At 71.3% G+C, this 26,014-nt stretch carries 25 protein-coding genes; 13 read left to right on the plus strand and 12 right to left on the minus strand.

Annotated features, from left to right (window positions below; translation table 11 throughout):
* Window positions 1-79: 79 nt before the first annotated feature.
* The gene (locus OG504_RS33685) at window positions 80-460 is read left to right on the plus strand and encodes a hypothetical protein (protein WP_405993168.1); all 381 of its coding nucleotides are present in this window, start codon (window positions 80-82) and stop codon (window positions 458-460) included.
* Between the two features lie 104 nt (window positions 461-564).
* Window positions 565-1,989 (plus strand): S28 family serine protease, encoded by a 1,425-nt coding sequence (locus OG504_RS33690; protein WP_405993169.1) that lies wholly within the window; start codon window positions 565-567, stop codon window positions 1,987-1,989.
* A 40-nt stretch (window positions 1,990-2,029) separates the two neighbouring features.
* Here the strand turns inward: OG504_RS33690 and OG504_RS33695 are convergent, their stop codons facing one another.
* On the minus strand, window positions 2,030-2,671 hold the full coding sequence (locus tag OG504_RS33695) for a hypothetical protein (protein ID WP_405993170.1): 642 nt from the start codon (window positions 2,669-2,671) through the stop codon (window positions 2,030-2,032).
* 111 nt (window positions 2,672-2,782) lie between these two features.
* On the minus strand, window positions 2,783-4,603 hold the full coding sequence (locus tag OG504_RS33700; RefSeq protein WP_405993171.1) for a glycoside hydrolase family 3 protein: 1,821 nt from the start codon (window positions 4,601-4,603) through the stop codon (window positions 2,783-2,785).
* 401 nt (window positions 4,604-5,004) lie between these two features.
* Between OG504_RS33700 and aroA the strand changes: the two genes are divergently transcribed.
* From aroA to OG504_RS33715, 3 genes are all read left to right on the plus strand, one after another.
* Window positions 5,005-6,279, plus strand: coding sequence for a 3-phosphoshikimate 1-carboxyvinyltransferase (gene aroA / locus OG504_RS33705; protein ID WP_405993172.1), 1,275 nt, complete (start codon window positions 5,005-5,007; stop codon window positions 6,277-6,279).
* Window positions 6,264-6,917, plus strand: a complete 654-nt coding sequence (locus OG504_RS33710; RefSeq protein WP_405993173.1) for a GNAT family N-acetyltransferase — start codon at window positions 6,264-6,266, stop codon at window positions 6,915-6,917. The genes aroA and OG504_RS33710 overlap by 16 nt, the downstream gene beginning before the upstream one ends.
* Window positions 6,918-7,026: 109 nt before the next feature.
* On the plus strand, window positions 7,027-7,614 hold the full coding sequence (locus OG504_RS33715; RefSeq protein ID WP_405993174.1) for an RBBP9/YdeN family alpha/beta hydrolase: 588 nt from the start codon (window positions 7,027-7,029) through the stop codon (window positions 7,612-7,614).
* On the opposite strand, the gene OG504_RS33720 is transcribed toward OG504_RS33715, so the two are convergent.
* From OG504_RS33720 to OG504_RS33745, 6 genes are all read right to left on the minus strand, one after another.
* Window positions 7,595-8,836, minus strand: coding sequence for an MFS transporter (locus OG504_RS33720; RefSeq protein WP_405993175.1), 1,242 nt, complete (start codon window positions 8,834-8,836; stop codon window positions 7,595-7,597). The genes OG504_RS33715 and OG504_RS33720 overlap by 20 nt on opposite strands.
* 79 nt (window positions 8,837-8,915) lie before the next feature.
* The gene (locus OG504_RS33725) at window positions 8,916-9,716 is read right to left on the minus strand and encodes a sugar phosphate isomerase/epimerase family protein (protein ID WP_405993176.1); all 801 of its coding nucleotides are present in this window, start codon (window positions 9,714-9,716) and stop codon (window positions 8,916-8,918) included.
* Between the two features lie 27 nt (window positions 9,717-9,743).
* Complete coding sequence (locus OG504_RS33730; protein ID WP_405993177.1) at window positions 9,744-10,703, minus strand: GNAT family N-acetyltransferase; 960 nt, start codon at window positions 10,701-10,703, stop codon at window positions 9,744-9,746.
* 126 nt (window positions 10,704-10,829) lie between these two features.
* Window positions 10,830-11,651 carry a DUF4253 domain-containing protein gene (locus OG504_RS33735; RefSeq protein ID WP_405993178.1) on the minus strand — a complete coding sequence of 274 codons (822 nt, stop codon included), beginning with the start codon at window positions 11,649-11,651 and terminating at the stop codon, window positions 10,830-10,832.
* Window positions 11,652-11,788: 137 nt separating this feature from the next.
* Window positions 11,789-12,826 (minus strand): NAD-dependent epimerase/dehydratase family protein, encoded by a 1,038-nt coding sequence (locus tag OG504_RS33740; RefSeq protein WP_405993179.1) that lies wholly within the window; start codon window positions 12,824-12,826, stop codon window positions 11,789-11,791.
* Between the two features lie 51 nt (window positions 12,827-12,877).
* Complete coding sequence (locus OG504_RS33745) at window positions 12,878-14,182, minus strand: MFS transporter (RefSeq protein ID WP_405993180.1); 1,305 nt, start codon at window positions 14,180-14,182, stop codon at window positions 12,878-12,880.
* 54 nt (window positions 14,183-14,236) lie between these two features.
* Here OG504_RS33745 and OG504_RS33750 point away from each other — a divergent pair, with 54 nt between their 5' ends.
* Complete coding sequence (locus OG504_RS33750) at window positions 14,237-15,007, plus strand: AraC family transcriptional regulator (RefSeq protein WP_405993181.1); 771 nt, start codon at window positions 14,237-14,239, stop codon at window positions 15,005-15,007.
* 1,089 nt (window positions 15,008-16,096) lie between these two features.
* Here OG504_RS33750 and OG504_RS33755 read toward each other — a convergent pair.
* Window positions 16,097-17,143 (minus strand): LacI family DNA-binding transcriptional regulator, encoded by a 1,047-nt coding sequence (locus OG504_RS33755; protein WP_033283883.1) that lies wholly within the window; start codon window positions 17,141-17,143, stop codon window positions 16,097-16,099.
* Window positions 17,144-17,382: 239 nt separating this feature from the next.
* Here OG504_RS33755 and OG504_RS33760 point away from each other — a divergent pair, with 239 nt between their 5' ends.
* The 4 genes from OG504_RS33760 (at window position 17,383) to OG504_RS33775 (ending at window position 21,168) form a co-directional block, all read left to right on the plus strand.
* Window positions 17,383-18,540 carry a Gfo/Idh/MocA family protein gene (locus OG504_RS33760; protein ID WP_405993182.1) on the plus strand — a complete coding sequence of 386 codons (1,158 nt, stop codon included), beginning with the start codon at window positions 17,383-17,385 and terminating at the stop codon, window positions 18,538-18,540.
* A complete protein-coding gene (locus tag OG504_RS33765; protein ID WP_405993183.1) occupies window positions 18,537-19,691 on the plus strand; it encodes a dihydrodipicolinate synthase family protein in 1,155 nt (384 codons plus the stop codon). Before OG504_RS33760 ends, OG504_RS33765 begins: the two co-directional genes overlap by 4 nt.
* 35 nt (window positions 19,692-19,726) lie before the next feature.
* A complete protein-coding gene (locus OG504_RS33770; RefSeq protein WP_405996501.1) occupies window positions 19,727-20,527 on the plus strand; it encodes a sugar phosphate isomerase/epimerase family protein in 801 nt (266 codons plus the stop codon).
* Between the two features lie 287 nt (window positions 20,528-20,814).
* Window positions 20,815-21,168 (plus strand): hypothetical protein, encoded by a 354-nt coding sequence (locus OG504_RS33775; protein WP_405993184.1) that lies wholly within the window; start codon window positions 20,815-20,817, stop codon window positions 21,166-21,168.
* Between the two features lie 114 nt (window positions 21,169-21,282).
* On the opposite strand, the gene OG504_RS33780 is transcribed toward OG504_RS33775, so the two are convergent.
* Window positions 21,283-21,678 carry a DUF937 domain-containing protein gene (locus OG504_RS33780; RefSeq protein WP_405993185.1) on the minus strand — a complete coding sequence of 132 codons (396 nt, stop codon included), beginning with the start codon at window positions 21,676-21,678 and terminating at the stop codon, window positions 21,283-21,285.
* 306 nt (window positions 21,679-21,984) lie between these two features.
* On the opposite strand from OG504_RS33780, the gene OG504_RS33785 reads away from it, so the two are divergent.
* The 3 genes from OG504_RS33785 to OG504_RS33795 all read left to right on the plus strand — a co-directional run bounded on the left by OG504_RS33785 (window position 21,985) and on the right by OG504_RS33795 (window position 24,614).
* Window positions 21,985-22,989 (plus strand): DUF5937 family protein, encoded by a 1,005-nt coding sequence (locus tag OG504_RS33785; protein WP_405993186.1) that lies wholly within the window; start codon window positions 21,985-21,987, stop codon window positions 22,987-22,989.
* 255 nt (window positions 22,990-23,244) lie between these two features.
* Entirely contained in the window at window positions 23,245-23,664 is a 420-nt protein-coding gene (locus OG504_RS33790; RefSeq protein WP_405993187.1) for a hypothetical protein, read from the plus strand.
* 74 nt (window positions 23,665-23,738) lie between these two features.
* Entirely contained in the window at window positions 23,739-24,614 is an 876-nt protein-coding gene (locus tag OG504_RS33795) for a hypothetical protein (RefSeq protein ID WP_405993188.1), read from the plus strand.
* On the opposite strand, the gene rbsD is transcribed toward OG504_RS33795, so the two are convergent.
* On the minus strand, window positions 24,611-25,003 hold the full coding sequence (rbsD, locus tag OG504_RS33800; RefSeq protein WP_019056528.1) for a D-ribose pyranase: 393 nt from the start codon (window positions 25,001-25,003) through the stop codon (window positions 24,611-24,613). The genes OG504_RS33795 and rbsD overlap by 4 nt on opposite strands.
* On the minus strand, window positions 25,000-25,995 hold the full coding sequence (locus OG504_RS33805) for a ribokinase (RefSeq protein WP_405993189.1): 996 nt from the start codon (window positions 25,993-25,995) through the stop codon (window positions 25,000-25,002). Before OG504_RS33805 ends, rbsD begins: the two co-directional genes overlap by 4 nt.
* Between the last annotated feature and the right edge of the window lie 19 nt (window positions 25,996-26,014).

A 26,014-nucleotide genomic window follows, 5' to 3' on the forward strand; every position in this document is an offset into this window, starting at 1 on the left:
ACCATGCGACATACGTCTTGCGTCCGTACATCAGTACGCTGTTCGGCTGCTGTGCTGTGCGGGAGGGATGACTGTGGACATGGGTGCGCTTCGACGGCGGGTGGCGCTCGGCATGGCTGTGCTCAGCACGTCCGGGCTGCTCGCGCTCGCGGCTCCCGGCACCGCCCAGGCGGCCGCGGTCTGCCCGGGGCGCAAGGCCGCGACGCTTCCCTTCTCCACCGGTACCGTCCACGTCTTCCGGCGGGGCGGGTACGTCTGCGCGTACACCGCCCCCAAGAACCCCGGCGCCAAGCGCACGATGTCGGTCAGCGTGCAGGCCCGCGGCAACCGCCCGGTCGTGGACAGGGGCCGGTACACGCGCCGGGCCGGCCCGGTCACCGTGCACGCCGGTCACCGGTGCGTCCTGGTGAAGGGCGCGGTGGGCAGCGGCTCGGTCAGCTCGGGCTGGATCCTCTGCTGAGTCCTTGAACCGCAGGTCAGCGCGGTGGACGCACAACCACCCCTGGTGTGACGGGAGTTGCTCCGATAGCTTCCCGTTCACAACTGCCTCACAGGGGAGATTGCATGCGCAAGGCGCTCAGATGGCTGCTGGCGCTCACCGTGCTCATAGGCACGCTGGGCACGGCCGGGGCGGCCACCGCCGCCCAGGCCGGCCGGACCGGTCAAGTCGCGGACATCAAGGACCAGTTGCTGGCGATACCCGGCATGAGCCTGATCCAGGAGAAGCCGTACACCGGCTACCGCTACTTCGTCCTGAACTACACCCAGCCGGTCGACCACCGGCACCCGTCCAAGGGCACGTTCCAGCAGCGGATCACCGTGCTGCACAAGGACGTCTCGCGCCCGACGGTCTTCTACACCGGCGGCTACAACGTCTCCACGACACCCAGCCGCAGCGAACCGACCCGGATCGCGGACGCCAACCAAGTCTCCCTGGAATACCGCTACTTCACGCCGTCCCGCCCGGCCCCGGCCGACTGGTCCAAGCTCGACATCTGGCAGGCGGCCAGCGACCAGCACCGCGTCTTCAAGGCCCTCAAGCCGATCTACACCAAGAACTGGATCGCCACCGGCGGCTCCAAGGGCGGTATGACGGCCACCTACTTCGAGCGGTTCTACCCGCGTGACATGGACGGCGTGGTCGCCTACGTCGCCCCCAACGACGTGGTGAACAACGAGGATTCGGCCTACGACCGCTTCTTCACGAAGGTCGGCACCAAGGAGTGCCGCGACCGTCTGGACGCCGTGCAGCGTGAGGCGCTGGTGCGCAGGGACGCGCTGGAGAAGAAGTACGCGGCGTACGCGGCCGAGAACGGCTTCACCTTCACCACCGTCGGCAGCCTGGACAAGGCCTACGAAGCCGTCGTCCTCGACTACGTCTGGGGCTTCTGGCAGTACAGTCTGCTCTCCGACTGCGACAGCATCCCCGCGAACGCGGCGACCGCCACCGACGACGAGATCTGGACCTCGGTCGACACGATCTCCGGCTTCTCCTTCTACACGGACCAGGGCCTGGACCCGTACACCCCGTACTACTACCAGGCGGGCACCCAACTCGGCGCCCCCACCATCAAGTTCCCGTACATCGAGAAGAAGTACCTCCGCTACGGCTACCAGCCGCCCCGCAACTTCGTCCCCCGCTCCATCCCGATGAGGTTCCAGCCGGGCGCGATGCGGGACGTGGACAGCTGGGTCCGCCACCACGCCGACCACATGCTCTTCGTCTACGGCCAGAACGACCCGTGGGGCGCCGAGCGCTTCGCCGTCGGCAAGGGCTCGAAGGACTCGTACGTCTTCACCGCGCCCGGCCTCAACCACGGCGCGAACGTCGCCGGCCTGACCGCCGACCAGAAGGCGCTCGCCACCGCCCGCATCCTGGCCTGGGCCGGCGTCCCGGCCACGACCGCGGCACAGGCGAAGCCCCTCGCACCGTACGACGCGAAGCTGGACCGTCAGGACGTGCAGCGCGAGCCGACGCTCCGGCCGTAGGCAACTTCCCTACTGCGCCCGGCTGTTGGTGGTCACCCGACTACACCGGCCGGGCGCAGCCCACGGGTTGTTCGCCGCCGAGCTGCACATACAGGGCGGTCGACGCGGGGCAACTCGCGCGCCGGAGCACGGCCTTGACCACCTTGTACTGCGGCTTCTTCAGCCCCGAGCCGTCGCACGCCGTCTCCCGGACCTGCCCGCTGCCCGAGCCGTAGACACAGTCACCGACGATCGTGCGGGGCCCGCCCCCGCCGCCCGGGTCGCCGGGGTGCGGCGGCTCCAGGTTCCGCATACAGGCGTAGCCCTTGGGTACGACACCGTCGCCGCCCGCGCCCGACGACCCCTGGGCGCTGATGTGCAGCACGAAGTCGGTGGTCGCCGGACACACCGGACCGTCACTCACATCACCGTCGTAGCGGGCGATGACGCGCGCGGCCGCCCGCTCACTGGTGCACGGCGCCTCGGTGAAACTCGTCGTACCGAAGGAACTGCACTCGCCGACGCCGAGGAACACCGCGCCGTAGCCGGAGGGTTGAGTGGTCGCGGACGAGGTCGCGGCGGCCTTCCCGCCGAGCCGTCCGTCACCCTCGCCCGATCCGGAGCCGTGCGCGGCCTGGCAGCCCGTCGGCAGGGCGGCGAGCAGCACCGCGCACACCGCCCCCACGCACCATCGCTCACGCATCGATCCCCCCGACTGCCCCCGCCCAGCGTGACCCGCGGCAGCGGGCGCACGCCAGACGTGCGGGGGGCTTTGGGCCAGTTGGCGGGGGTGGGGCGGGTGGGGAACGTACCCCTAGTACGACAGCCCGTGCCCTACGGGATACAGCACCTGCGCCGGATCATCCGCGCGCTGCACCGCGACCGGGAGCTTCCCGCGCGGCCGGACCCGGCCCGCGATCACCCGTGCCGCCGCCCGGAGTTCGACGTCGGTCCAGGAGTAGGCCGCCAAGTAGGCGGTGACCGAGGGCAGTTGGGCAACATCGTAGGGGTTGCGGACGGCGACGGCCACGACCGGCTTCCCGGTGGCGACCAGTTGCTCGACCAGCGTCTTCTGCGCATCGGCCGCCGTGACGTTGTAGGTCGCCACAACCACCGCATCCGCCTCACGCGCCGCCGCCACTGCCTTCGCGACGGTCGCGGCGGAAGGTGCCGTACCGGTGGAGAGGGCGGTCGCCGTGAACCCCAGCTCCCCGAGGGCCGCCGCGAGCACACCGGTGGGTGGACCCGTGGTACCCGTAGGGGAGGCCGGATCGGCGCCGACCACCAGCACCTTCCCGTGCGTACGACGGGACAACGGCAGCAGCCCCGCCGAGTTGACCAGCAGGGTGGTGGTCCGCTCGGCGATCCGGTCGGCGGCGGCGAGATGAGCACCGGTCCCGACCGTGCGGTCGACGCCCGCCCGGCTGACGTAGACGTCCTCGAACAACCCCAGCCGCTCCTTCAGCCGCAGCACCCGCAGGATCGACTCGTCGAGCCGCGCCTCCGTCAGCTCCCCGCCCTGCACGGCCTTGAGCACGGCGTTCCAGGCGACGTCCAGGGAGGGCGGGTTGAGGAGTTGATCCACCCCGGCCTTGAGCGCGAGCACGGGCACCCTGTCGTCCCCGTACTTCTGGCGTACGCCCTCCATGCCCAGCGAGTCGGTGATCACGACGCCGTCGTAGCCGAGTTCGCCGCGCAGGATGCCGGTGAGGATGGGGTGGGAGAGGGTGGCCGGGTCGCCGGAGTCGTCGAGGGCCGGGACCATGATGTGCGCGGTCATGATCGAGTCGATGCCCGCCTTGACGGCCGCCCGGAAGGGGACGGCGTCGAGCGCCTCCCACACCTCGCGGCTGTGGGTGATGACGGGGAACCCGAAGTGGCTGTCGACGGCCGTGTCCCCGTGCCCCGGGAAGTGCTTGGCGGTAGCGGCCACTTGGCTGCTCTGATACCCCTTCACCTCGGCGGCGACGAGGCCGGCCACCGCGTCCGGGTCGGCGCCGAAGGACCGTACGCCGATGACCGGGTTGGCCGGGTTGACGTTCACGTCGGCGTCGGGGGAGTAGTCCTGGTTGACGCCCATCGCGCGCAGCTCGGCGCCGGAGATCCGGCCGAGGGTGCGGGCGTCGCCGCGGGAGCCGCCGGCGCCGATCGCCATCGCGCCCGGGAAGAGGGTCGCGGGCGCGCCGATACGGCAGACGATGCCGTGTTCCTGGTCGGTGGCGACCAGTACGGGCAGCCCTCGGGGTCGGCTGAGGGACGCCTTCTGGATGCCGTTCGAGAGGTCGGCGATCTGGTGGGGGTCGCGGGTGTTGTGGGCCCAGGTGAAGTAGATGATGCCGCCGACGTGGTACTTGGCGATCAGCTCGGCGGCCGTGCGGACGCCGATCTCGCTCAGGTTGGCATCGATGTCGGCCTGGTCGGGGGCGGTGGCGGAGTGGCCGTAGACCCGCATCACGAAGAGCTGGCCGACCTTCTCCGGCAGTGTCATGCGGGAGATCAGCGAGCGGAGTCTCTTGTCGTCGGCGTGGGCGGTGCCGCCGACCGCGAGGGACGCGGTGACGCCCATGGTCGCGGCGAGGACGGTACGTCTGGAGGGCACGTGCGCTCCTTCCGGAGGTGTTCCACTTCGGATCATCGGATCCGCTGAAGGAAACTTCCAAGACTTCACGAATATCCGGGAAGTTTCTGCCAGTCAAGGGAACGCACAGTACCCAGCGAGGGAGCCGCCATCGGCGCAGTTGGAGGGGGGCGCGCCGATGACGGCTTGCTGCCGGCCGCGGCACGGAGGAGAGGGTTTGTCAGCTTTCGCAGCCAGCAGCGAGGCCGACGCCGTACCGCGGAGACTCATCCGGCAGCATGCCGGTTGGACGGAGGGGAGGGGATGCGGGTTCCCTCCTGGTGGCCGATTCCGGAAGTTGGTGAACCCGTGCACAACGGGACGGATGCGACCGCTCACAGGGACGCGCGGGCGAACGGTGGTCGTCCATCCCGTGGACGTCCCGGCGGGGTGGCCGACCACCGCCCGATCATGAGGGCATGCCCGTAGTCGACATCCCCGGTTCCAAGTCCATCACCGCCCGCGCGCTGTTCCTGGCGGCCGCCGCCGACGGCGTCACCACCCTCCGGCGCCCCCTCCGCTCGGACGACACCGAGGGCTTCGCCGAGGGCCTGACCCGGCTCGGCTACCGCGTGGGCCGGACCCCGGACGCCTGGCAGATCGACGGCCGCCCGCAGGGTCCGGCGGTCGCGGAGGCGGACGTGTACTGCCGGGACGGCGCGACGACGGCCCGCTTCCTGCCGACGCTGGCGGCGGCCGGGCACGGCAGCTTCCGCTTCGACGCGTCGCCGCAGATGCGCCGCCGCCCCCTCCTCCCGCTCACCCGGGCCCTGCGCGACCTGGGCGTCGACCTGCGCCACGAGGAGGCGGAGGGCCACCACCCGTTGCGCATCGAGGCGTCGGGGGTGGAGGGCGGCGAGGTGGTCCTGGACGCGGGCCAGTCCTCCCAGTACCTGACCGCGCTGCTCCTCCTCGGCCCCCTGACCAGGAAGGGCCTCCGCATCAGGGTCACGGACCTGGTCTCCGCGCCGTACGTCGAGATCACGATCGCGATGATGCGGGAGTTCGGGGTGGAGGTACTACGGGAGGGGGACGGCCGTGTGTACGTCGTCCCGCCGGGGGGCTACCGGGCCACCACCTACGGGATCGAACCGGACGCGTCGACCGCGAGCTACTTCTTCGCGGCGGCGGCCGTGACGGGCGGCGAGGTCACGGTCCCCGGCCTCGGCACGGGCGCGCTCCAGGGCGACCTGGGCTTCGTCGACGTACTGCGCCGGATGGGCGCGGAGGTGGAGACCGGCGCGAGCGGCACCCGGGTGCGCGGCACGGGCGAGCTGCGCGGCCTCACGGTCAACATGCGGGACATCTCGGACACCATGCCGACACTGGCCGCGATCGCCCCCTTCGCCTCGGGCCCGGTCCGCATCGAGGACGTCGGCAACACGCGGGTGAAGGAGTGCGACCGCCTTGAGGCCTGCGCGGAGGGTCTCCGACGGTTGGGCACGGAGGTGGCGACGGGCCCGGACTGGATCGAGATCCGCCCGGGGTCAACTCCCGCCCCGGACACGGAGATCAAGTCCTACGGCGACCACCGCATCGTCATGTCCTTCGCGGTGACCGGGCTGCGGGTACCGGGTATTTCGTTCGACGACCCGGGGTGCGTGCGGAAGACTTTCCCGGGGTTCCATGAGGCGTTTGCCGCGCTGCGGGGGCAGTTGCCGGGAGAGGGAGTCAGCGGGTGGGTTTCGAACTGAAGGCGCCCGTCCTGGCGGGCGAGTTGGTGCGCCTGGAGCCGCTCGAGCAGCGGCACGCGGCCGATCTGGGGGAGGCGGCGGAGGAGGACCGGGGTTCGTACGCGTTCACCTGGGTGCCGAGGGCGAATGAGGTGCAGGCCTATATCGACGCCCAGTTGGGCAGGGCGGCCACGGGCCGACTCGCGCCGTACGCCCAGGTGTCGACGGCGACGGGGAGGGCCGTCGGTGTCACGGCCTACTGGGAACCCCGCTCCTGGCTGACGGACGACCGGCTCGACGCCGTGGAGGTCGGGTTCACCTGGCTGGCGGGTTCGGCGCAGGGCACGGGTGTGAACGCCGAGGCCAAACTCCTGTTGTTCCGGCACGCGTTCGAGGAGTGGGGCGTCTCCCGGGTCGACCTGAAGACGGATGCTCGCAACGACCGCTCCCGCGCGGCGATCCAGAGCGTGGGCGCCCGTTTCGAGGGCGTACTGCGCAACTGGTCCCGGTCCTGGGCGCCGGGGGAGGAGGGGCGATTGCGTGATTCCGCGATCTACTCGATCACGGCGGCGGAGTGGGGGGAGTGCGGGGCGGGGTTGGAGGCGCGGGTGCGGGCGCGGTCGACGCGGGGCAACTCAGGCGCGCACGGCTTGAGTTGATCGCTAGCCTCAGCCGGCCCCGTCTCAGGCGTCGGTGGCGACTTCGCGCAGGGATGTCCAGGTACGGCCGGCTGGACCGATCGGCCGGTGATCGGAAACCATCGCCCTCATGAACTCCTACCTCATCCTCCACGGCTGGCAGAACCATCGCCCGAAGGAACACTGGCAGCACTGGCTGGCCGACCGGCTCGGGGAACTCGGGCACCACGTCGTCTACCCTCAGCTGCCCGACCCCGACGAGCCCGACCTGGACGTGTGGCTGGGTGAACTCGGCCGGTATCTCGGCGAGTTGCCGGGCGGTGCCGACTCCGAGCGGGTCGTTCTCGCGCACAGCGCCTCCGCGCTGCTCTGGCTGCACGCCGTCGCCCGCGGGCTGGTCAAGGGCGGTGAGGTCGACCGGGTGCTGCTGGTCGGACCGCCGTCCGCGTCCGTCGTCGCCGGATATCCGGAGGTCGCCGGATTCGTCCCGCCCGCCGCGGACTTCACCCTCCCCGGGAACGTCCGTCTCGTCGCCGGTGACGACGACCCGTACTGCCCGGAAGACGCCCGCACCGCCTACGGCGATCCGTTCGGCATCCCCACCGAACTCATCCCGGGCGCAGGGCACTTGGACCTGGTCGCCGGCTACGGCTCGTGGCCCGCGGTACTGGACTGGTGCCTGGACGGGACGGCGCCGCTCACGGCTCGTCCGGTGTGACCCCCGCCCCGGCCCGCAGTTCAGGCGTGCTCGCCCCCACCCCCGCCACCGCCAGCACACACAGCAGCCCGCCGGTGAACAGGGCCGTCGCGCCCGAGGTCCAGCCCGCGACCAGGCCGCTGCGGAGGTTGCCCAGGTTGGGGCCCGCCTGGCCGACGATCTGTTCGGCGGCGGAGACGCGGCCCCGGAGGGCGTCCGGGGTGTGGGTCTGGATGATCGTGCTGCGGGAGATCACGGACGTGGAGTCGGCGGCGCCGGCCAGGACGAGGAACGCGAGGCCCGCCCACGGGTTCGTCATCAGGCCGAAGGCCGCCAGCGTGGTGCCCCACGTGCTCGCGCCGAGCAGCATCACCAGCCCCGGGCGCCCGAGCCGGGTGACGGTGCCGGAGAAGACGGACGCCGTGATGCCACCGACCGAGATCGCGGAGAGGAACAGGCCCAGGGTGCGCGGATCACCGCCGAACCGCTCGGAGTTGATCAGCGGGAACAGGCTGATCGGCATCGCCAGGACCGTCGCCGCCAGGTCGGTGAGCAGCGCGCCGCGCACCACCCGGTGGCCGGCCAGGAAGCGCAGGCCGTCCAGGACACCGTGCAGTCCGGCCCGCGACGGCTCGCCCTCTGGCGGCAGCGCGGGCAGGCCGAAGGCGCCGTAGAACGCGAGGAGGAAGGTGAGCGCGTCGGCCAGGTAGCAGGCGCCGATGCCGGCCCAGCCGATGAGCAGGCCGCCGAGCGCGGGGCCGACGAGCATCATGGTCGTGAACGACATGGTGTTGAGGGCGAGACCCGCCGCCACCTGGTCCTTCGGCAGCAGCCGGGGTATGAACACGCCCGACGCCGGGCCGCCCACCGCGCCGAAGCACGACTGCGCGGCGACCAGCGCGAGCACGCCGAGCACCGGGACGTGACCGGTGAAGCCCTGCACGGCGAGGAGGAGCGAGCAGACGGCCTGGCCGACCGTGTTGAAGAGGTAGATGCGCCGCCGGTCACCCCGGTCCACCCACGAACCGGCGAACAGCCCGACAACCACCATGGGCACCGCGTTCGCCAGCCCGACCGCACCCGTCCAGACCGTGCTGTGGGTCATGTCCCAGACCTGGTACATGACCGTCACCATGGTCATGAACCCACCGAGCAGGGACACCGTCCGCCCGATCAGCAGCCGCCGGAACACCGGGGACGTCCGCAGGGGCCGGACGTCGATCAACGTACGGGTGAAGCTCATGAGGGCATGACGGGGCGCGGGGCGGGGTGAGGAGGCACCGGGGGACCCTAAGCCGCGGCCTGCCGGAGCCGCCAGTCGTTTACGCGGAGTCGTTGAGCAGCCGCGCCAGGTGATCGTGACCGGCGGCCAGCAGCCCGGGGAGCGGGGCGGCGGTCTCGTACCAGCGCTTCTCGTACTCCCAGCACAGCCAGCCGTCCCACTCGTGCCGGGAGAGGACCTCGACGCACTCGGCGAGCGGGAGGACGCCGGAACCGAGGGGCAGCGGGGTGGTGTCGGCGGCCGAGGCGATGTCCTTGACCTGGACGTATCCGAGATACGGGCCCAGCGCGGCGATTGTCTCCGAGGGCTGTTCGCCGCCGAGCCAGGTGTGCATGACGTCCCACAGCGCGCCGACCTGCCGATGCCCGACCGGGCCGAGCACGCGGAGCGCGTCCGCGCCGGTGCGGTGCGAGTCGTGGGTCTCCAGCAGGACCCGTACGCCGAGGTCGGCACCCCACTCCGCCGCCGTACCGAGCCGCCGCGCGGCCGTGGCGTCGGCCTCCTCCACGGACTGCTCGGTGCCGCCGCCGGGAAAGACGCGGATGAAGGGCGCGCCCAAGTCCCGTGCCAGCTCCAGCAGTTCACGGATCTCGGCGAGTACGGCGTCGTCGTCGCCCGGTGCCGCCACCCGCGCATACCCCGCGAGGCCCAGGACTTCGACCCCGGCCGCCTTGAACTCGGCGACCACGTCGGCGCGTTGGCCGGCGTCGATACCGGGGTGCACGGGCTCCTCGGGATGCGCGCGCAACTCGACGCCGTGGTAGCCGTGCGTGACGGCGAGGTCCAGGACGTCGGTCACGGGGAGGCCGGGGACACCGAGGGTGGAGAAGGCGAGCTTCATGCCACGGACCCTACTCGTCACCGCTCACTACTGCCGCTGGTGCAGGTCGAGCCGCCAGTCCTGGCCGACGAGATCCTGGCCGAAGGAGCGGTGCGGCTTCTCGGCGCTGAGGACGAAACCGTGCCGCTGGTAGATCCGGCGGGCGGCACCGAGGATGTCGTTCGTCCACAGCACGAGGTCGCGATAGCCGACCCCGCGCGCGAACTCGACGACAGCGGCGACGAGTTGATCCCCGATGCGCAGCCCGCGCGCGTCGGGCTCGACGAGCAGCAGCCGCAGCCGGGCGGTACCCGGGGCATCATCCCGCACGCACATCACACACCCCACCGGCCGCCCGTCCAGCTCGGCGATCCACACCCGCTCCAGATGCGGATCGTGATCCTCGGCGAAATCGGCGACGATCCGCGCCACGAGCCCTTCGTAGTCGGCGTTGAAGTCGTACTCGGCGGCGTACAGCGCCGCGTTCCGCTGCACGATCCAGCCGAGGTCCCCGGGGCCGGGATCCCGCAGCACGACGTCCTCGGGCCGAGATCGCCGTACGTCATCCGAGCCCCCCGAGCCCTCCGTGTCCCCCGACAGGATGGTCCGTACGGTGTGCAGCGCCTCGGCGAGCCGTGGCCGGTCGGCCTCCGGCACGGTCGCGAGCAGCGCCCCGACGGATTCGTCCGCCCGCTCGGCCAACAGCGCGGCGGTCTCCCGCCCCCGCACGGTGAGCGTGACCTGCCGCCGCCGCGGATCCCGCTCCGAGGGCGCCCGCTCGACCAGCCCGTCCTGCTCGAACCGGTTCAGGATCCGGCTCAAGTACCCGGCGTCGAGGGAGAGTTCGGTACGGAGATCGGCGGCGTCCGTACGCGGGGAGTGCGCGAGTTCGTACAGGACGCGGGACTCGGTGAGGGTGAACGGGGCGTAGAGGTGGCGGCTGTAGTCGAGGGCGCCGATGACGTTCGTGTAGAAGCGGTTGAAGGCGCGGATGTCCTGGACGGTCATGATCGGTCCCCGGTGCTCGCTCAGGGTAGTTGACTCAGTCAGAGGTATTGCGGTTCTGACGGTAGTACCGGGAAGGGCCGCGCGTCCATGGTTCTGGACAGCCGACGCGGCTGTCCGAGCAGCGGCCTAGTCCCACCAGAAGCGCCACTGACGCCGCCCCACCAGCCCGTTCGCGTACTCGGGGAACGGTGTCGGCGGATCGTCCACGATGTTGTCGGCGGTCGACAGCACATGTTCCAGGGCGAGTCGCTCCGCGTGCGGGACATCGAGCGGCGGCCGGGCGACCGACACGGTCAGCGCACCCCCGAACCCCGACACGACCCGCGCCCCGAACCGCTCCTCCCAACTCCGCAACAGCGCACACACCAAGGGAAGCGGCGCCTCGGCCGCCCACCCGACGATCGCCGGTACATCGGCGCTGCGGCGCGCGGGCACAAGAGCCAACTGACAAGTGCGCACGAAGGGTTCGTCCCCGAGCAGCTCCTCTACGGCCCACTGGGCGGCCTGCGCCGCGCTCACCCCGGCACCCGCACCCGTGTCCGGCCCGCCCGCAGCGAGACCGGGCCAGCTCTCGAAGGGTGGCCCCGGGTCGTGCGGCCAGGGTTCGAAGTCCTCCGGATCGTCGTCGTCCGGCAGTGCATCCCGTGCATCGCCCGCCGCCGGATTGGACCAGTACGGCAGCCGCCGGCGCCGATATTCGGCGAAGTCCGCCGCGAGCACGGCATCGAGCCGAATCGCGTCGACCTCGCTCAAGTCCTCGGGCTGGTGGGGATCATCCCGCCAGCAGATGAACGGATACAGCCCCGTGACGTCGGCGGACTCCAGCAGCCGGGGCCACAACTCGACGAGATCGTCGGGCAGTTCGTCGGAGAACCACACCTCCACGTCCCCTCGCGGCTCGAAGCGGCCGGAGGGCAGGGGCAGTTCGGTGGGAAGGGGGAAGGCCATGGCGGGACGATAAGGGGAGGCACTGACAACGGCGCCGGGGGAGTGGCGGATCCGGGATCTCCAGCCGTCATCAAGGACACCGGGACAAGGCGGACGTCCTCTCTTCCCCGCCTCTCCCCCTCCCTCGTCCTAGCCCGTCACCGCCCCGGCCGCCCGACCCGTCCCGCGAGAAAGGCGTCCTCGGCCGCGTAGTCGAAGTACTCCGCGAAGTAACCGTCGTCGACGGGAGGTTGGCCGTTCCTGGCCGCTTCCACCAGCCGGTCGAGTGCGGGCGCGATCGCGGTCGCGTAGGTACCGGCGGGCCGGTAGCCGAGTGCCGTGGCGGCGGAGGTGTCGAGGACGATCGGGTGCGGGGAGTCCCAGGGGGTGCGGCCCAGGCCGGCCGGTGCCGTGTCGTCCAGCAGGACCTCCTCCCACTCATGGCCCAGGTGTCCCGCGATCGCCCGGCAGATCTCCAGCGCGCTGGGCGCGTCCGGATCGGCGCAGTTCAGGACGCGGGTGCCCGGCCGCTCGGCGACGGTCTCGATGAGCGCGGCGAGATTCGCGGCGGCGGTGGTGTGGACGACTCCGGCGCCCCGACCGGCCAGCAGCAGAGCCGTACGCCCGTCCAACACCCGCTTGACCACGGCCCATTCACGCGCCGGGGACGCCCCGACCCCGTGGATCTGCGACGCCCGCAGCACGCTGATGGGCAACCCGCTCTCCAGCAGGACGAGTTCGGCGGCGACTTTGTTGGCGCCGTACCCTTCGCGCGAGCGGTAGTCGATGTCGGTGGTCGGTGCGAGCGTCGGCTGGGTCTCGGTGATCGGCGCGGTGAAGTACGGCGGGACATCCGAGTTGACGTGATGGCCCGCCGCGTCGACATACACGGCCCGGCTCGAAATCACCACGGTGGAACCGGAGTTCGCGGCGAGCGGCAGCAACGACCGTGCGTCGGCGGCGGTGAAGCAGAGACAGTCGACGAGCAGATCGGCACCGGCTCCGAGGGCGGCCTGTCCCTGTCCCGGGTCAGCCCGGTCCGCCGCGATGAACTGCCCACCGGCGCCGGTCAGTTCGGCCGGCATCCGCGCCGGGTCCCGCCCGGTCACCTCCACCTGCCAACCGGCCTCCAGCAACCGCTGTGCGGTCGCCCGTCCGACGAGTCCGGTTCCACCGAGGATGAGGGCACGAGGCATGAAGGGATCGTAGGCCAGGGCCGGGTACGGGAGTTGGCGCGTCCCGGAGCCCTACGGCCGTGAGGACGGTGGCGGCGCCGCGGTGACGTCGTACTGCCAGAACGGCCGGACCAGCAGTGCCCCCGCGATGACGACGATCACGCACAGCAGTGAACTGCCCGTCCACGCGAGGCCGAGGCCCGTGGTGGAGGCCATGGCGCCGGCGCGCAGGTCGCCGAGGCGGGGGCCGCCCGCGACGACGACGGTGAAGACGCCCTGGAGGCGGCCGCGCAGGGCGTCCGGGGCGTAGGTCTGGAGGATGGTCTGGCGGTAGACCGCGCTGACCAGGTCGGCCGCTCCGGCGGCTGCCAACAGGGCTGCCGCGGCGAGGAGTTGATGGACCGTACCCGCGAGGGCGACGGCCGCGGCCCAGGCGACGACGGCGACGGCGAGTGCCCGGCCCTGGCGGCGTACGCGTCCGATCCAGCCGCTGAACAGGCCCGCCGCGACCGAGCCGATCGCGATGGACGAGTACAGCAGCCCCACCCCGCCACCGAACCGCGTCTGTGCCGCCTCCGGGAACAGCGCGGTCGGCATGGCCAGGGTCATCGCCGCGATGTCGACCGCGAAGGACATCCAGAGAACGGGCGCGACGGCGATGAACCGGAGCCCGTCGAGGACCGAGCGCAGCCCGCCCGTGTTGCCGGCTCCCTCGCCGGTCGGCTTGACCGAGGGCAGGCGCAGGGCCGAGTACAGCAGGAGCGAGAACAGCACGGCGTCGGCGCCGTACGCCCAGCTGTAGCCGTTCGGGAGGGAGATCAGGACGCCCGCGACCAGCGGGCCGGCGACCTGTCCGACGTTGCCGGCGGTGAAGTAGAGCGTGTTCGCGGCGGGCACCAGCGGGGGCGGCACGATACGGGGGATGATCGCGCCCCGAGCCGCGGACGATACGGCGAAAGCGCCGGCCTGCACGGCGACGAGGCCGAGGATGAGCGGCACCGAACGCACGCCGGCGACCGCCTGGAACAACAGGGCGAGCGTGATCACCCAGGTCAGACAGGCCGACGCGAGGTACAGCGTACGGCGGTCGAACCGGTCCGCGACGGCACCGCCGTACAGCCCGAAGACCACGAGCGGTACGAGGCCGGCGACCCCCGTCAGCCCCACGAACAGCGACGAGCGGGACAGCTCGTACACCTGCACCGGGATGGTGACGTCGGTGACCATGGTCCCGACGTAGGCCGCGCTCTGCCCGATCAACAGGCGCCGGAACACGGGGTGTTGGAGCGGGCGGGTGTCGAGCGCGACACCGCGCATCCCATCGGCGAGGCGGGTCTTCAGGGCGGGCGGGGAGGAGGCGGGGGGTGTCGTGGGCATGTCCTCACGCTGGCAGGACGGCCAGGTGCGGCGCTTCCGTTATTCTGCCGAGGTATGTCGGAAAACGGTCAGCCGGACGCGGTGGACGAGGCGGCGACGGAGCCCAGGGACACCACCCACGCGCACCTCGCGGGTGACGTCATCGGCCGTCACCAGCACGGCTACCACCAGCTGCTCTACGTCAGCGCCGGTGTGCTGGCGGTGCAGACGGGCGAGGCATCCTGGGTAGCGTCCAGCGCGCGTGCCGTCTGGCTTCCGGCGGGCATCTGGCACCAGCACCGGGTGCACGGGCACAGCTCCGTGCACACCATCGGTTTCGCCGCCCATGACGTGCTGCTGGACTCCCGGACGCCGGTCGTGGTGGCCGTGGACGCCCTGGTCCGCGAACTGATCATCGCGTGCAGCGAACGGGGCCTCCCGCAGGAGGAGTCCCGCCGTCTGCGCGCGGTCCTGCGGGACCGGCTCCGCCGCGCCCTGGTGGAGCCGCTGACGCTCCCCACGCCCACCAACTCCCTTCTCCAGCAGGCATGTTCACTGGTGACGGACGACCTACGGCAACCCCGCACAGCCACCTGGCTGGCCCGCCGCATCGGCGTGAGCGAACGAACCCTGGCCCGGCTGTTCAGAACCGAGTTCGGCATGACGTACCCGCAATGGCGGACCAACGTCCGCGTCTTCCACGCGATGGTCCTCCTGGCGGAAGGAGCGACGGTCAGCGAAACGGGCCGTCAGTGCGGCTGGTCCACGACCAGCGCGTTCATCGACACGTTCAGCCGCACGATGGGCCAGACACCGGGCACGTACCGGATCGGACCCGGAGGATAGGCGTAGTCAGGCTCATCGCAAAGGGGGTCTGGCCTGGCGAGCAAGGCGTTACAAGTGGGCGTTGGGTCGCCCGCTTCTTGGTCAGTGTCGGGCTTCCGCGGCCCGAGTAAAGGGCGCTCCCTGCGGTCGCGTCGCCTGCGGCGATTCCGCTGCGCTCCACCCTTGACTAGGGCCGCTCCAGCCCGTTTCAGAAGCGAGCGGGCGACCCGGAAAGACGGTTGCCCAGGGAGATGGCCCGCTACGGCGGTTGCGTGGCCGGCCGGTGTTGAGGAGCGCGCTCGCGACTCGCCAGCACGCCACGTCGGCTCAGCGGCCAACGCCAAGTGGGTTGGCGCGCCCACGGCTTGGCGTCCTGCCGGGTCGGCTCAGCGACTGACGCCGAGTGGTGGGCGTGTGCGTGTGCGTGTGCGTGGGTGATGTGGAGGGCGGTGGGTGGCGAGTGGCGAGTGACGAGTGGTGGGTGGCGAGTGGTGGGTGGGCGGGTGGCAGGTCGGGCCTGTCCGGTCACGAGTGCCCGGGAAGCTGTGTGTCTTTCTAACCAGTCAAAGGCCGGTTAGGGGGTTGATTTACGGACAGCTTCCCGACACCCCCCGGCTCGGCCCGGTCGCGCGTCCGCTCGCTCGCAGCCGCGAAGCCCCCACCACCCACCACCCACCACCCATCACCCACCACCCACCACCCATCACCCACCACCCATTACCCACCACCCATCACCCACCATCGACCACGCACACCACTCGGCGTCAGTCGCTGAGCCGAGGTGGCGTGCCGCCTTCCTGCCGACGCGCCACCCCACTCGGCGTTGGCCGCAAAGCCGACCCGGCGTGCTGGCGAGGTGGGAGCGCGTTCCTCGGTGCCGGGTGAGGGCATGACAAGGCCGAGGGTTTACGCGCCTGGGCAACCGTCTTTCCGGGCCGCCCGCTCGCTTCTGAAACGGGATTCCGTGAGCCGAGTCAAGGGTGGAGCGCAGCGGAATCGGCGGAGCCGACGCGTAGCGCAGCGGAGCGCCCTTTACTCGGCTCACGGAATCCCGACACTGGCCAAGAAGCGGGCGGCCCACCGGCCACACCCGACCCCGGCTCCGTGCGTCTACTTCCGCGGCACCCCAGAAGACCCCCGCACCATCAACTCCCCCCGAACCGTGGCGATCCCACCCGGCGGCGGCTCCTCCCGCCCCATGGCGATCCGCCCCGCCCGAGCCCCCGCCTCCGACAACGGCAACCGCACCGTCGTAAGCGAAGGCACCGCGTCCACACTGAACGGCAGATCGTCGAACCCGGCGACCGAGACGTCGTCCGGAATCCGCCGCCCCGACTCCCGCAGCGCCGCACACGCCCCCACCGCGACGGAGTCGTTCGCCGCGACCACGGCCGTCAGCGACGGATCCCGCCGCAGCAGTTCCAGCGTCGCCTCGTACCCCGACCGCCGGTCGTAGCGGCCATGAACAGTCCACCGCGGATCCTCTACGATCCCGTGCGCGGCCAGCGCCTCCCGGTGACCCTCCAGCCGGTGCCGCGTCGTCGTCCGTTCCTCCGGCCCCGCGATGTATCCGAGCCGCCTGTGCCCAAGCCCGATCAGGTGCTCGGTCAGTTCCCGGCCACCGCCGCGGTTGTCGAAGGTCAGCGCGAACGCCCCCGTGTCCGGCGCCGGCGGCCGCCCGCACAGCACCACCCGCGTCCCCGCCTCGCCCAGCTTCCGCAGCTTCGCCGCGACCGCCGCCGCGTGCGGCGCGTTCTCCATCGCCCCGCCGGTCAGCACCACCGCAGCCGCCCGCTGCCGTTGCAGCAGGGTCAGATACGTCAGCTCGCGCTCCGGGGAGCCGCCCGTGTTGCACACCACCGCCAGCCGTTCGCCGCCCGCACGGCCCCCCGGCCCCCCGATCTCGCCCTGGATCGCGCTCGCCATGATCCCGAAGAAGGGGTCGGCGATGTCGTTGACCAGGATGCCGACCAGGTCGGAGGTGGCCGCGGCCAGCGCGCTCGCGGGACCGTTGAGCACGTAGTCCAGCTCGTCGACCGCCCGCAGGACCCGCTCGCGCGTGGTGGCCGCGACCGGATAGTTGCCGTTCAGTACGCGCGACACCGTCGCGGGGGAGACCTGGGCGCGGGCCGCCACGTCCGCCAGGGTCACCGTCATGTTGTTCGTCCTCCGGTCGCGCATCTTGTCGTACGCCGTTGTACATAGGCTGCTCAAAGGAAGCCCCCGTCCGAGCAGACCATAAGGCCACCTGCCCCGGTTGTTCGCCCCCTCGAACAACTCGACCCCATCACGGTCTTGTACAGACCAGTGGGCAAAGGCTAGCTTCTGCATATATAGAAAGCGCTTGCTGCGTTCTTGAGACGTACGTGGAAACGTGCGTGGACGAAGGGAAACACGTGACACGCAAGACGGTGCGTATCGCCATGAACGGCGTGACCGGGCGCATGGGCTACCGACAGCACCTCGTCCGCTCGATCCTCGCACTGCGCGAGCAGGGTGGTCTAGACCTCGGCGACGGTACGGTCCTGTGGCCGGAACCGATCCTCGTCGGCCGCCGCGAGCACGCGCTGAAGGCGCTTGCCGAGCAGCACGGGCTGGACCCCGAGAACGTCTCCACGGACGTCGACGCGGTCCTCGCCGACCCGACCGTCGAGATCTACTTCGACGCCCAGGTCACCTCGGCCCGCGAGGAGGCGCTCAAGAAGGCGATCGCTGCGGGCAAGCACATCTACACCGAGAAGCCGACGGCCACCGACTTCGACGGCGCCCTCGAACTGGCCCGCCTCGCCGACGCCGCCGGCATCAAGCACGGCGTCGTCCAGGACAAGCTGTTCCTCCCGGGCCTGCTGAAGCTCAAGCGGCTCATCGACGGCGGCTTCTTCGGCCGGATCCTGTCCATCCGGGGCGAGTTCGGCTACTGGGTCTTCGAGGGCGACTGGCAGACCGCCCAGCGCCCGTCGTGGAACTACCGCTCGGAGGACGGCGGCGGCATCGTCGTCGACATGTTCCCGCACTGGGAGTACGTCCTCCACGAGCTGTTCGGCCGCGTGAAGTCCGTGCAGGCCATCGCCACCACCCACATCCCGCAGCGCTGGGACGAGAACGGCAAGCCCTACGACGCCACCGCCGACGACGCCGCCTACGGCATCTTCGAGCTCGACAGCGGCGCCATCGCCCAGATCAACTCCTCCTGGGCCGTCCGCGTCAACCGCGACGAACTCGTCGAGTTCCAGGTGGACGGGACCGAGGGGTCGGCCGTCGCCGGTCTGCGCAACTGCCGTGCCCAGCACCGCAGTTCCACCCCCAAGCCGGTCTGGAACCCGGACCTGCCCGCCACCGAGGTCTTCCGCGACCAGTGGCAGGAAGTCCCCGACAACACCGACTTCGACAACGGCTTCAAGGCCCAGTGGGAGCTGTTCCTCCGCCACGTCTACGCCGACGCCCCCTACCACTGGGACCTCCTGGCCGGCGCCCGCGGTGTCCAGCTCGCCGAGCTGGGCCTGAAGTCGTCCGCCGAGGGCCGCCGCTTCGACGTTCCGGAGATCACCCTGTGACCATCCAACTCCCGGACAGCAGCGGGGCCTTGAGGGCGTACGAGCCCCGACAGGAACCCCTCGCCGTCACCTCCGGCACCCCCTTCACCTCTCGTACGGTGTTCTCGGCGGCGCACGTCGTCGCCGATCCCTTCGCCGACACGAGCCCGGACTCGGCCGCCGCCGTCGACTGGGACGCCACCCTCGCCTTCCGTCGTCACCTCTGGTCCCACGGCCTCGGTGTCGCCGAGGCGATGGACACCGCCCAGCGCGGCATGGGCCTGGACTGGGCGGGCGCGGCCGAGCTGATCCGCCGAAGTGCCGCCGAGGCCAAGGCAGTTGGCGGCCGTATCGCGTGTGGCGTCGGCACCGACCAGCTCACCGGCCCGGCGTCCCTGGCCGACGTGCAGGCCGCGTACGAGGAGCAGTTGGCGCTCGTCGAGGCATCGGGCGCGCAGGCCATCTTGATGGCGTCCCGCGCGCTCGCGGCCGTGGCCAAGGGCCCCGAGGACCACCTGGAGGTCTACGGCCACCTGCTCCGCCAGGCCACCGAGCCCGTCGTCCTGCACTGGCTGGGCCCGATGTTCGACCCGGCGCTGGAGGGCTACTGGGGCTCGTCGGATCTCGACGCGGCCACCGACACGTTCCTCGAAGTCATCGCGGCCCACCCCGACAAGGTGGACGGCATCAAGGTGTCGCTCCTGGAGGCTCAGCGGGAGATCGACATCCGGCGCCGACTGCCGCAGGGCGTGCGCTGCTACACCGGCGACGACTTCAACTACCCCGAGCTGATCGCGGGCGACGACCAGGGCTTCAGCCACGCCCTGCTCGGCATCTTCGACCCGCTCGGCCCGCTGGCGGCGGAGGCGGTCCGCGTCCTGGACACCGGGAACACGGCCGGGTTCCGTGAACTCCTCGACCCCACCGTCGAGTTGTCCCGCCACCTGTTCCAGAAGCCGACCCGCTTCTACAAGACGGGCGTGGTGTTCCTGGCCTGGCTGGCCGGCCACCAATCACACTTCACGATGGTCGGCGGCCTCCAATCGGCCCGCTCCCTCCCGCACTTCGCCCGCGCCTACGAACTCGCCGACGGCCTGGGCCTGTTCCCCGACCCGAAGCTCGCCGAGGAACGGATGAAGAACCTGCTCGCCCTGTACGGAGTGACCCAGTGAGCAACCCCGACCTCGCCCGCTTCTCCATCAACCAGATGACGGTCAAGCAGCTGTCGATGCCCGAACTGGTCGACGCCTGCCTGGAGTTGGACGTCCCCGGCGTCGGCCTCTGGCGCGAGCCCGTCCAGTCGTACGGCCTGGAGGAGACCGCGAAGCTGGTCCGCGACGCGGGGCTCACGGTGACAACGTTGTGCAGGGGCGGCTTCTTCACCGCGATCGACCCGGACGAGCGCGCCCGAGCCCTCGACGACAACCGCCGGGCGGTGGACGAGGCGGCAACTCTGGGCACAGACACCCTCGTGCTGGTGTCCGGAGGTCTCCCCGTCGGCTCGAAGGACCTGCACGGCGCGCGGGAGCGGATCGCCGACGCGCTGGGGGAGTTGGGGCCCTACGCCGAGGAGCGGGGCGTACGGCTGGCCATCGAGCCGCTGCACCCGATGTTCGCCTCCGACCGCTGCGTGGTCTCCACGCTCACGCAGGCCCTCGACCTCGCCGAGCGCTTCCCCGCCCAGCAGGTCGGCGTCACGGTGGACACGTACCACATCTGGTGGGACGACCGGGCGCCTGAGCAGATCGCCCGGGCGGGTGCGGGCGGCCGTATCCACACCTTCCAGCTCGCCGACTGGACCACCCCGTTGCCCGAGGGCGTGCTCAACGGCCGCGGGCAGATCGGTGACGGCGCGATCGACATGCGGGAGTGGCTGTCGTACGTCGAGGCGGCCGGGTACACCGGGTCCATCGAGGTCGAACTGTTCAACGACGGGCTGTGGGCGCGGGACGGGCGCGAGGTGCTGGCGGAGACGGCGGCACGGTTCGTGGAACACGTGATCCGGTAGCGGGTCCGGTGCGTGCTCGGAATGTGAGAGTCACCTTCACACAGCTCGTTTTTATAAATGCAGATCAGGGTCCGTGCGGTGCGCGCTATTCCTGTGACCAGCCTGTCGATTTAGGTTTTTCGGAGCTTTCCGGAACCGTATCTCCCCAGGTCATGTCTGTAGGATCGTGCTCGCCGCGGGGCCGGGAGAAAGCCCGGAAGCGCGGTCTTCCGGGCTTTCTCTTGTATGAGAGAAGCCTGAGAGGTGCATAAGAGAAGTAATTCGAGAAACAAAACAAGGAGTTATCTGTGAACGTGCGTATCGCCGCCGTCTCCGTGGTCTCCGCGGCACTTGTCGCCGTCGGCGCCACCTCCGCCGTCGCCGCGCCCGCCCCGGCGAGCATCACCCTCAAGGCCAACCACAGCACCGTGAAGCTCGGCGACGTGGTCACCTTCACCGGCAAGTCCACCGGTCTCAAGGAGGGCAGCAAGGTGACGCTCCAGGTCAAGAGCGGCGCGACCTGGAAGTCCCTGCCGGTGACCGCCAAGGTCAACCACAGCACCTACAAGCTGACCGACAAGTTCCAGAAGAAGGGCGTCCAGGTCCTGCGCGTCAAGGACGGCGCCGCCGTGTCCAAGGCGGTCTCGGTCACCGTCCGCTGACGACGGCCGCATCCCTGACACACCCCTGAGCCCTGCCCCACCCCGTTCGATCCGGGGTGGGGCAGGAGGTCAGGAGTATGCCGTACCGACCGCCCAACACCCGCACCGCACGGGTTACTTCTTCTTCGCCGCCCGCTTCGTGAGCACCGCGAGCACGGCCGGGATCAGCATCTCGACGACCCGCACGACGGTCGCCGGCGGCAGCCCCGTCTTCTTGGCCACCGCGTTCGCCACCGGCCTGGCCGCCTTCGCCAGCACCCCGGCCATGAGCCCGCCGGCCGCGAAACCGCCCAGCGTGGCCACGCCCTGGAGCGGAGCCTCCTGGGGCGTCTCGACAGCCGAGGTGTCCACGGCCGCCGCCTCGCCGGACAGCGCCGAGACTGTCGTCCCGACGACCTCCCGAGCGCCCGCCTCGTCGGTGCCCAGCAGCCCCGCGATCTCCTGGACCTTGTCGCCGCCCAGCTCGTCGAGGACGGCGCCCTGGAAGGTCGTAGCCGAGTCTTCGCTCATGTCTGAAACGCTACGTCCGCCCGGATTCGTCGGCACCCGGAACCCGTCTTGAAGAATTCTCAAGATGTCGTACAACCCTCCCCGTAGTCCGTGGGTCGTACTTGGCATCAGGACTCTTGGAGGGGGATCTGGGGGGATCGCGGGGGTTCTGATGTGGAGGGGAAAACCCGAGGGGGCACGGTCGACGGACCGGGCCCCCTCGAATTTGTCCGGCATCTGTGTGCGGGGTGTGCGTTCGTTGTGACGCAACGGAGCGGCTGAATCCGTAGGTTGCCCCCGTGACGGTCGTCGCCCACGCTCCATCCTGTGCTGCGGATCCACTTCACTCCCCAGGACCTGACGCGCCTCCACCTCGCGAGCGGCCCCGACCCGCTCTGGGAGCTCGTCTGCACCCTGCACCGGCTGCAGACCACCCAGGGCCGCTGGGCGTACGCCGACTGGCACCAGGGAGCCCGGACCACCCTCGTCGGCACCCCGCTCGGCGCGGCCGTACGCCGCGTGCTGGTCCCGCTGCTGCCCAGGGCGCGCTACCTGCCCGACTTCCTCACCCCCGCCGAGTCCGCCGACGGACTGGACCGCGGGCTCGCGGCGGTCGTCGACACCCCGCCCGACCGGGTCGCCCGGGAGCTGAGCCTGCTGCGTGGTTCGAGCGGCGCCCCCGCCTGGGCCGCACGCCTGGTGGAACGTCCGGCGCGGGAGGAACTGGCCAAGGTCCTGCGCGCCTACTACGACGCCGTCGTCGCCCCCCACCACGACCGCATCCACGCGGAACTCACCGGCGAACGCGCCCTGCGCGCCCACGAGGTCCTCGCCACCGGCGTCGGCGGACTGCTCTCCGGCCTCTCCCCGGCGATGCGCTGGTGCCCGCCGGTGCTGCACGTCGACTACGTAGAGGACCGGGACCTGTATCTCGACGGACGCGGACTGCGCCTGGTCCCCACCTACTTCTGCTGGCAGTCGCCGGTCTCCATGGCCGACCCGCAGCTACGGCCCGTGCTGATCTACCCCCTGCGGTACAAGCGGCAGCCCGCCCCCGTACGGCCCGCCGACGCCTCCCTCGCCGCACTGCTGGGCCGGACCCGGGCGGCGGCGCTGCGCGGCATCGCGTCCGGCGCGACCACCTCGGAACTGGCGCGCGGCCTGGGGGTCTCGCCCGCCACCGCGACCCACCACACCACCGTCCTGCGCGACTCCGGCCTGACCACCAGTCATCGCGTCGGCAACACCGTGCTGCACACCCTCACCCCGCTCGGCGCGGCCCTGCTCCGCCGGCCGGTCCCGGCGGCACCCGCCCTGCCCGCCGAGCCGTAGTCCCGTATCCCGCGCAGTCGCTTTCGCGTCACCCGGCCCCCTCGTGCGACGAACACCACCCGTCCCCTTCGTCCCGCCCGCCCCACCGACCCCGCACGCACCGGTGGAGCAACGGCCTCCGCCGCCCGGCCAGCGACTTTCGAGCCAGGTCGAAGGTGCTCGTGCGCGGCGGGCCCGCGCTGTCAACGTGTGCGGCGAAGCACCGGCAGGGCGATGACCAGTCCCGCCGGTGACCACCGTCGAAGGGGGAAACCCATGAAGAACGCCATCGCGGCCGACGCGCTCGCGCTCGCCGCCGCGGCCACCTGTGTGGTCCTCGCGCCCGCGGCGTCCGCCGCACCGGCCGCGCCGGCCGCGTGTGCGACCAACACGCTGACCACCGGACCGCGCGAGGGCGTCGGCACCCAGGTGCGGAAGTCGGCGACCAGCAGTTGCAGCGACCTCAACCTCGTCTACGTCGACGACAAGACGGTCTACGGCTACGACGGCTACGCCGGCCGTCTCTACCACACGTCCACCACCTCCTGGAAAACCTGCGACGCGGGCTACATCTGGCTCTACGACGGCAGTTACGCCGTCGACAGCGAGCTGCTGTGCACCAACGTCGCCGACAACACGCTGTTCACCGTGGCCAGTGCCGCGAACGGTGGCGACACCGTCAAGGTCGTCCACTGACCCCGGTCCCGTGTCCGCCGGGGGCCGTCCACACCGGACGGCCCCCGGTCGGCGGGAGGAGAGGAGTGCCCCGGATGCTCCGGCGCCCGGCCCCGGTGCGTACGGCCCTCGCGGTGGCCGTCGCCCTGCTCGTCACCGCATGTTCCGCCCAGGCCGCCGACGTCGTCGGCCGGCCGTCCGGCACCCGGGCCGCTCCGGTGACCCCGGCCCGACTCGGCCGTACCCTGCCGGCCGACCCGGTACGCATGGTCCTGCCGGCCACCGGCGCCGAGACCCGCTGGACCCAGGGCCTGTACGTGTTCGGGCAGCAGGTGGACCGCGCGGCCACCGCCGACTGCGCCCGCCGGGGCGGATTCGCGCTGCCCGCGGAGATCCCCCTCGCGTTCATCCGCTTCTTCGCCCTCCCCGACCTGGACTTCATCGCCCAACACGGGCTGAGTGCCGGCGCGGAGCTCCCGGCCCCCGTGAGCGCCCCGTCCACGGCCCGCTCCGGCACCGCGGCGGAGGTACGCCGCTGCCGCGCCGAGGGGGCGAAGGCCGCGGCCGTACTGAGCGACTTCTATCTGCCGGTGGAGCAGCGCTGGTTCGGCGAACTCGGCCCGGTGGACGGCGCTCCCGCCACGGTCCGGGCCCGCCGCGGACTCTCCGGCTGCCTGTCCGCGCACGGCGTCGAGGCCCGCGACGAGCAGGCCTTCATAGCGGCGGCCGAAGCCCGCGAACAGTCTGCCACCGCGGCCGAACTCCCGGCTGTGGAAGCCGAATTGGGCCGCGTCTACGCCACCTGCATGCGCCCCGTCGAGGCCGCCCGCACCCCCGCCCGCCTGCACCTGCGCACCGGCTTCCGCACCGCCCACACCGCCGAGATCCGCGCCCTCCGCACGAAACTCCTCCCGGCCCTGCGCGCCGCCGAGCACCGCTACGGCGTGCCCCTGGTGTTCCCCGAGCCCTAGAAGAACACCCCGCACCGCAACAGCACATTCGCGTACGGCCGCGCCTCGCCCGTCCGTACGATCAGCCGCGCACCCGCCGACAGCTCCTTGAGCCGCTCGTGGGAGACGAGGTCCAGGCCGTCGGGGAAGCGGGCGTCGAGCAGGGCCGTGGCCGCGCGGTTGGCGCCGCGCACCTCGCTCGCCGCCGTCGCGCCCTCCACCACCAGCTCGGCCAGCAGCCCGTCCAGCACCTCCTCGAACGACGGCACCCCGGCGCGGAACGCCAGGTCCACCACCCGGGGACCCTTGGGGATCGGCATCCCGGCGTCGCACACCAGCACCCCGTCCCCGTGCCCCAACTCGGCCAGCGCGCCGGAGAGATGACGGTTGAGAATCCCTGCCTTCTTCACGGGGATTCGCCTCGCACGGGTGTCCCGGACAGGCTGCCCGACTCGTCTTCGCTGCCGGGGGTCCGGGGGTTGTCCCCCGGGCCGGCACTGCACAGTGCGGCGACCTCGTCCGCCGTAGGGAAGGAGTCCTGCGCACCCTTACGGGTCACCGCGACCGCGCCGACCCTGGCCGCGTACTCCGCCGCCTCGGCCAGCGACAAGCCCGCACCCAGCTTCCATGCCAGCGCCGCGGTGAACGCGTCGCCCGCGCCCGTCGTGTCCACGGCGTCCACCTTCACGGACGGTACGCGGGTGATCCCGTCCTTGGACGCGACCAGCGCGCCCTCCGCGCCCAGCGTCACGACCACCGAACGCGGTCCCTTCGCGAGCAGGATCCGGGCCCAGTCCTCGGGCCGCTCGCTCACACACGCGTCCCCGAGGATCACCTTCGCCTCGTGCTCGTTGACGATCAACGGGTCGCAGGCGGCCAGGACTTCGGCCGGGAGCGGCCGGGGCGGTGACGGGTTCAGCACGAAGCGGCTGCCGTCCGCGAGATTCCGTACGACCTCCACGACCGTCTCCAGCGGGATCTCCAGCTGTACGGAGACCACCCGGGCGGCCTGGAAGAGGCACCCGGCGGCCTGGACGTCCACGGGGAACAGCTTTCCGTTGGCGCCGGGCGACACCACGATGCTGTTGTCGCCGGACGGGTCCACCGTGATCAGCGCGACCCCGGTCGGCGCCCCGCCGACCAGGACGCCCACCGTGTCGACACCGGCGGCCCGCTGCGAGTCGAGCAGCAGCCGGCCGTGCGCGTCGTCGCCGACTCGGGCCAGCAGGACCGTACGGGCTCCCAGCCGGGCGGCGGCGACCGCCTGGTTGGCGCCCTTGCCGCCGGGGTGGACGGCGAGGTCGGAACCGAGGACCGTCTCGCCGGCGCCCGGCCGCCGCTCGACGCCGATCACGAGGTCGGCGTTGGCCGATCCCACGACCAGGAGGTCGTAGTCGTACATCAATTGACTCCCCACAGTG

This window comes from Streptomyces sp. NBC_00986 (assembly GCF_045162565.1).
Taxonomy (GTDB): Bacteria; Actinomycetota; Actinomycetes; order Streptomycetales; family Streptomycetaceae; genus Streptomyces.

What these genes read in the sequence shown, in the direction of transcription:
- OG504_RS33685 (WP_405993168.1), top strand. Translation starts at nt 80, where the DNA reads ATGGGTGCGCTTCGACGGCGGGTGGCGCTCGGCATGGCTGTGCTCAGC.
- OG504_RS33690 (WP_405993169.1), top strand. Translation starts at nt 565, where the DNA reads ATGCGCAAGGCGCTCAGATGGCTGCTGGCGCTCACCGTGCTCATAGGC.
- OG504_RS33695 (WP_405993170.1), bottom strand. Translation starts at nt 2,671, where the DNA reads ATGCGTGAGCGATGGTGCGTGGGGGCGGTGTGCGCGGTGCTGCTCGCC.
- OG504_RS33700 (WP_405993171.1), bottom strand. Translation starts at nt 4,603, where the DNA reads ATGATCCGAAGTGGAACACCTCCGGAAGGAGCGCACGTGCCCTCCAGA.
- aroA (WP_405993172.1), top strand. Translation starts at nt 5,005, where the DNA reads ATGCCCGTAGTCGACATCCCCGGTTCCAAGTCCATCACCGCCCGCGCG.
- OG504_RS33715 (WP_405993174.1), top strand. Translation starts at nt 7,027, where the DNA reads ATGAACTCCTACCTCATCCTCCACGGCTGGCAGAACCATCGCCCGAAG.
- OG504_RS33720 (WP_405993175.1), bottom strand. Translation starts at nt 8,836, where the DNA reads ATGAGCTTCACCCGTACGTTGATCGACGTCCGGCCCCTGCGGACGTCC.
- OG504_RS33725 (WP_405993176.1), bottom strand. Translation starts at nt 9,716, where the DNA reads ATGAAGCTCGCCTTCTCCACCCTCGGTGTCCCCGGCCTCCCCGTGACC.
- OG504_RS33730 (WP_405993177.1), bottom strand. Translation starts at nt 10,703, where the DNA reads ATGACCGTCCAGGACATCCGCGCCTTCAACCGCTTCTACACGAACGTC.
- OG504_RS33735 (WP_405993178.1), bottom strand. Translation starts at nt 11,651, where the DNA reads ATGGCCTTCCCCCTTCCCACCGAACTGCCCCTGCCCTCCGGCCGCTTC.
- OG504_RS33740 (WP_405993179.1), bottom strand. Translation starts at nt 12,826, where the DNA reads ATGCCTCGTGCCCTCATCCTCGGTGGAACCGGACTCGTCGGACGGGCG.
- OG504_RS33745 (WP_405993180.1), bottom strand. Translation starts at nt 14,182, where the DNA reads ATGCCCACGACACCCCCCGCCTCCTCCCCGCCCGCCCTGAAGACCCGC.
- OG504_RS33750 (WP_405993181.1), top strand. Translation starts at nt 14,237, where the DNA reads ATGTCGGAAAACGGTCAGCCGGACGCGGTGGACGAGGCGGCGACGGAG.
- OG504_RS33755 (WP_033283883.1), bottom strand. Translation starts at nt 17,143, where the DNA reads ATGACGGTGACCCTGGCGGACGTGGCGGCCCGCGCCCAGGTCTCCCCC.
- OG504_RS33770 (WP_405996501.1), top strand. Translation starts at nt 19,727, where the DNA reads ATGACGGTCAAGCAGCTGTCGATGCCCGAACTGGTCGACGCCTGCCTG.
- OG504_RS33780 (WP_405993185.1), bottom strand. Translation starts at nt 21,678, where the DNA reads ATGAGCGAAGACTCGGCTACGACCTTCCAGGGCGCCGTCCTCGACGAG.
- OG504_RS33790 (WP_405993187.1), top strand. Translation starts at nt 23,245, where the DNA reads ATGAAGAACGCCATCGCGGCCGACGCGCTCGCGCTCGCCGCCGCGGCC.
- OG504_RS33795 (WP_405993188.1), top strand. Translation starts at nt 23,739, where the DNA reads ATGCTCCGGCGCCCGGCCCCGGTGCGTACGGCCCTCGCGGTGGCCGTC.
- OG504_RS33805 (WP_405993189.1), bottom strand. Translation starts at nt 25,995, where the DNA reads ATGTACGACTACGACCTCCTGGTCGTGGGATCGGCCAACGCCGACCTC.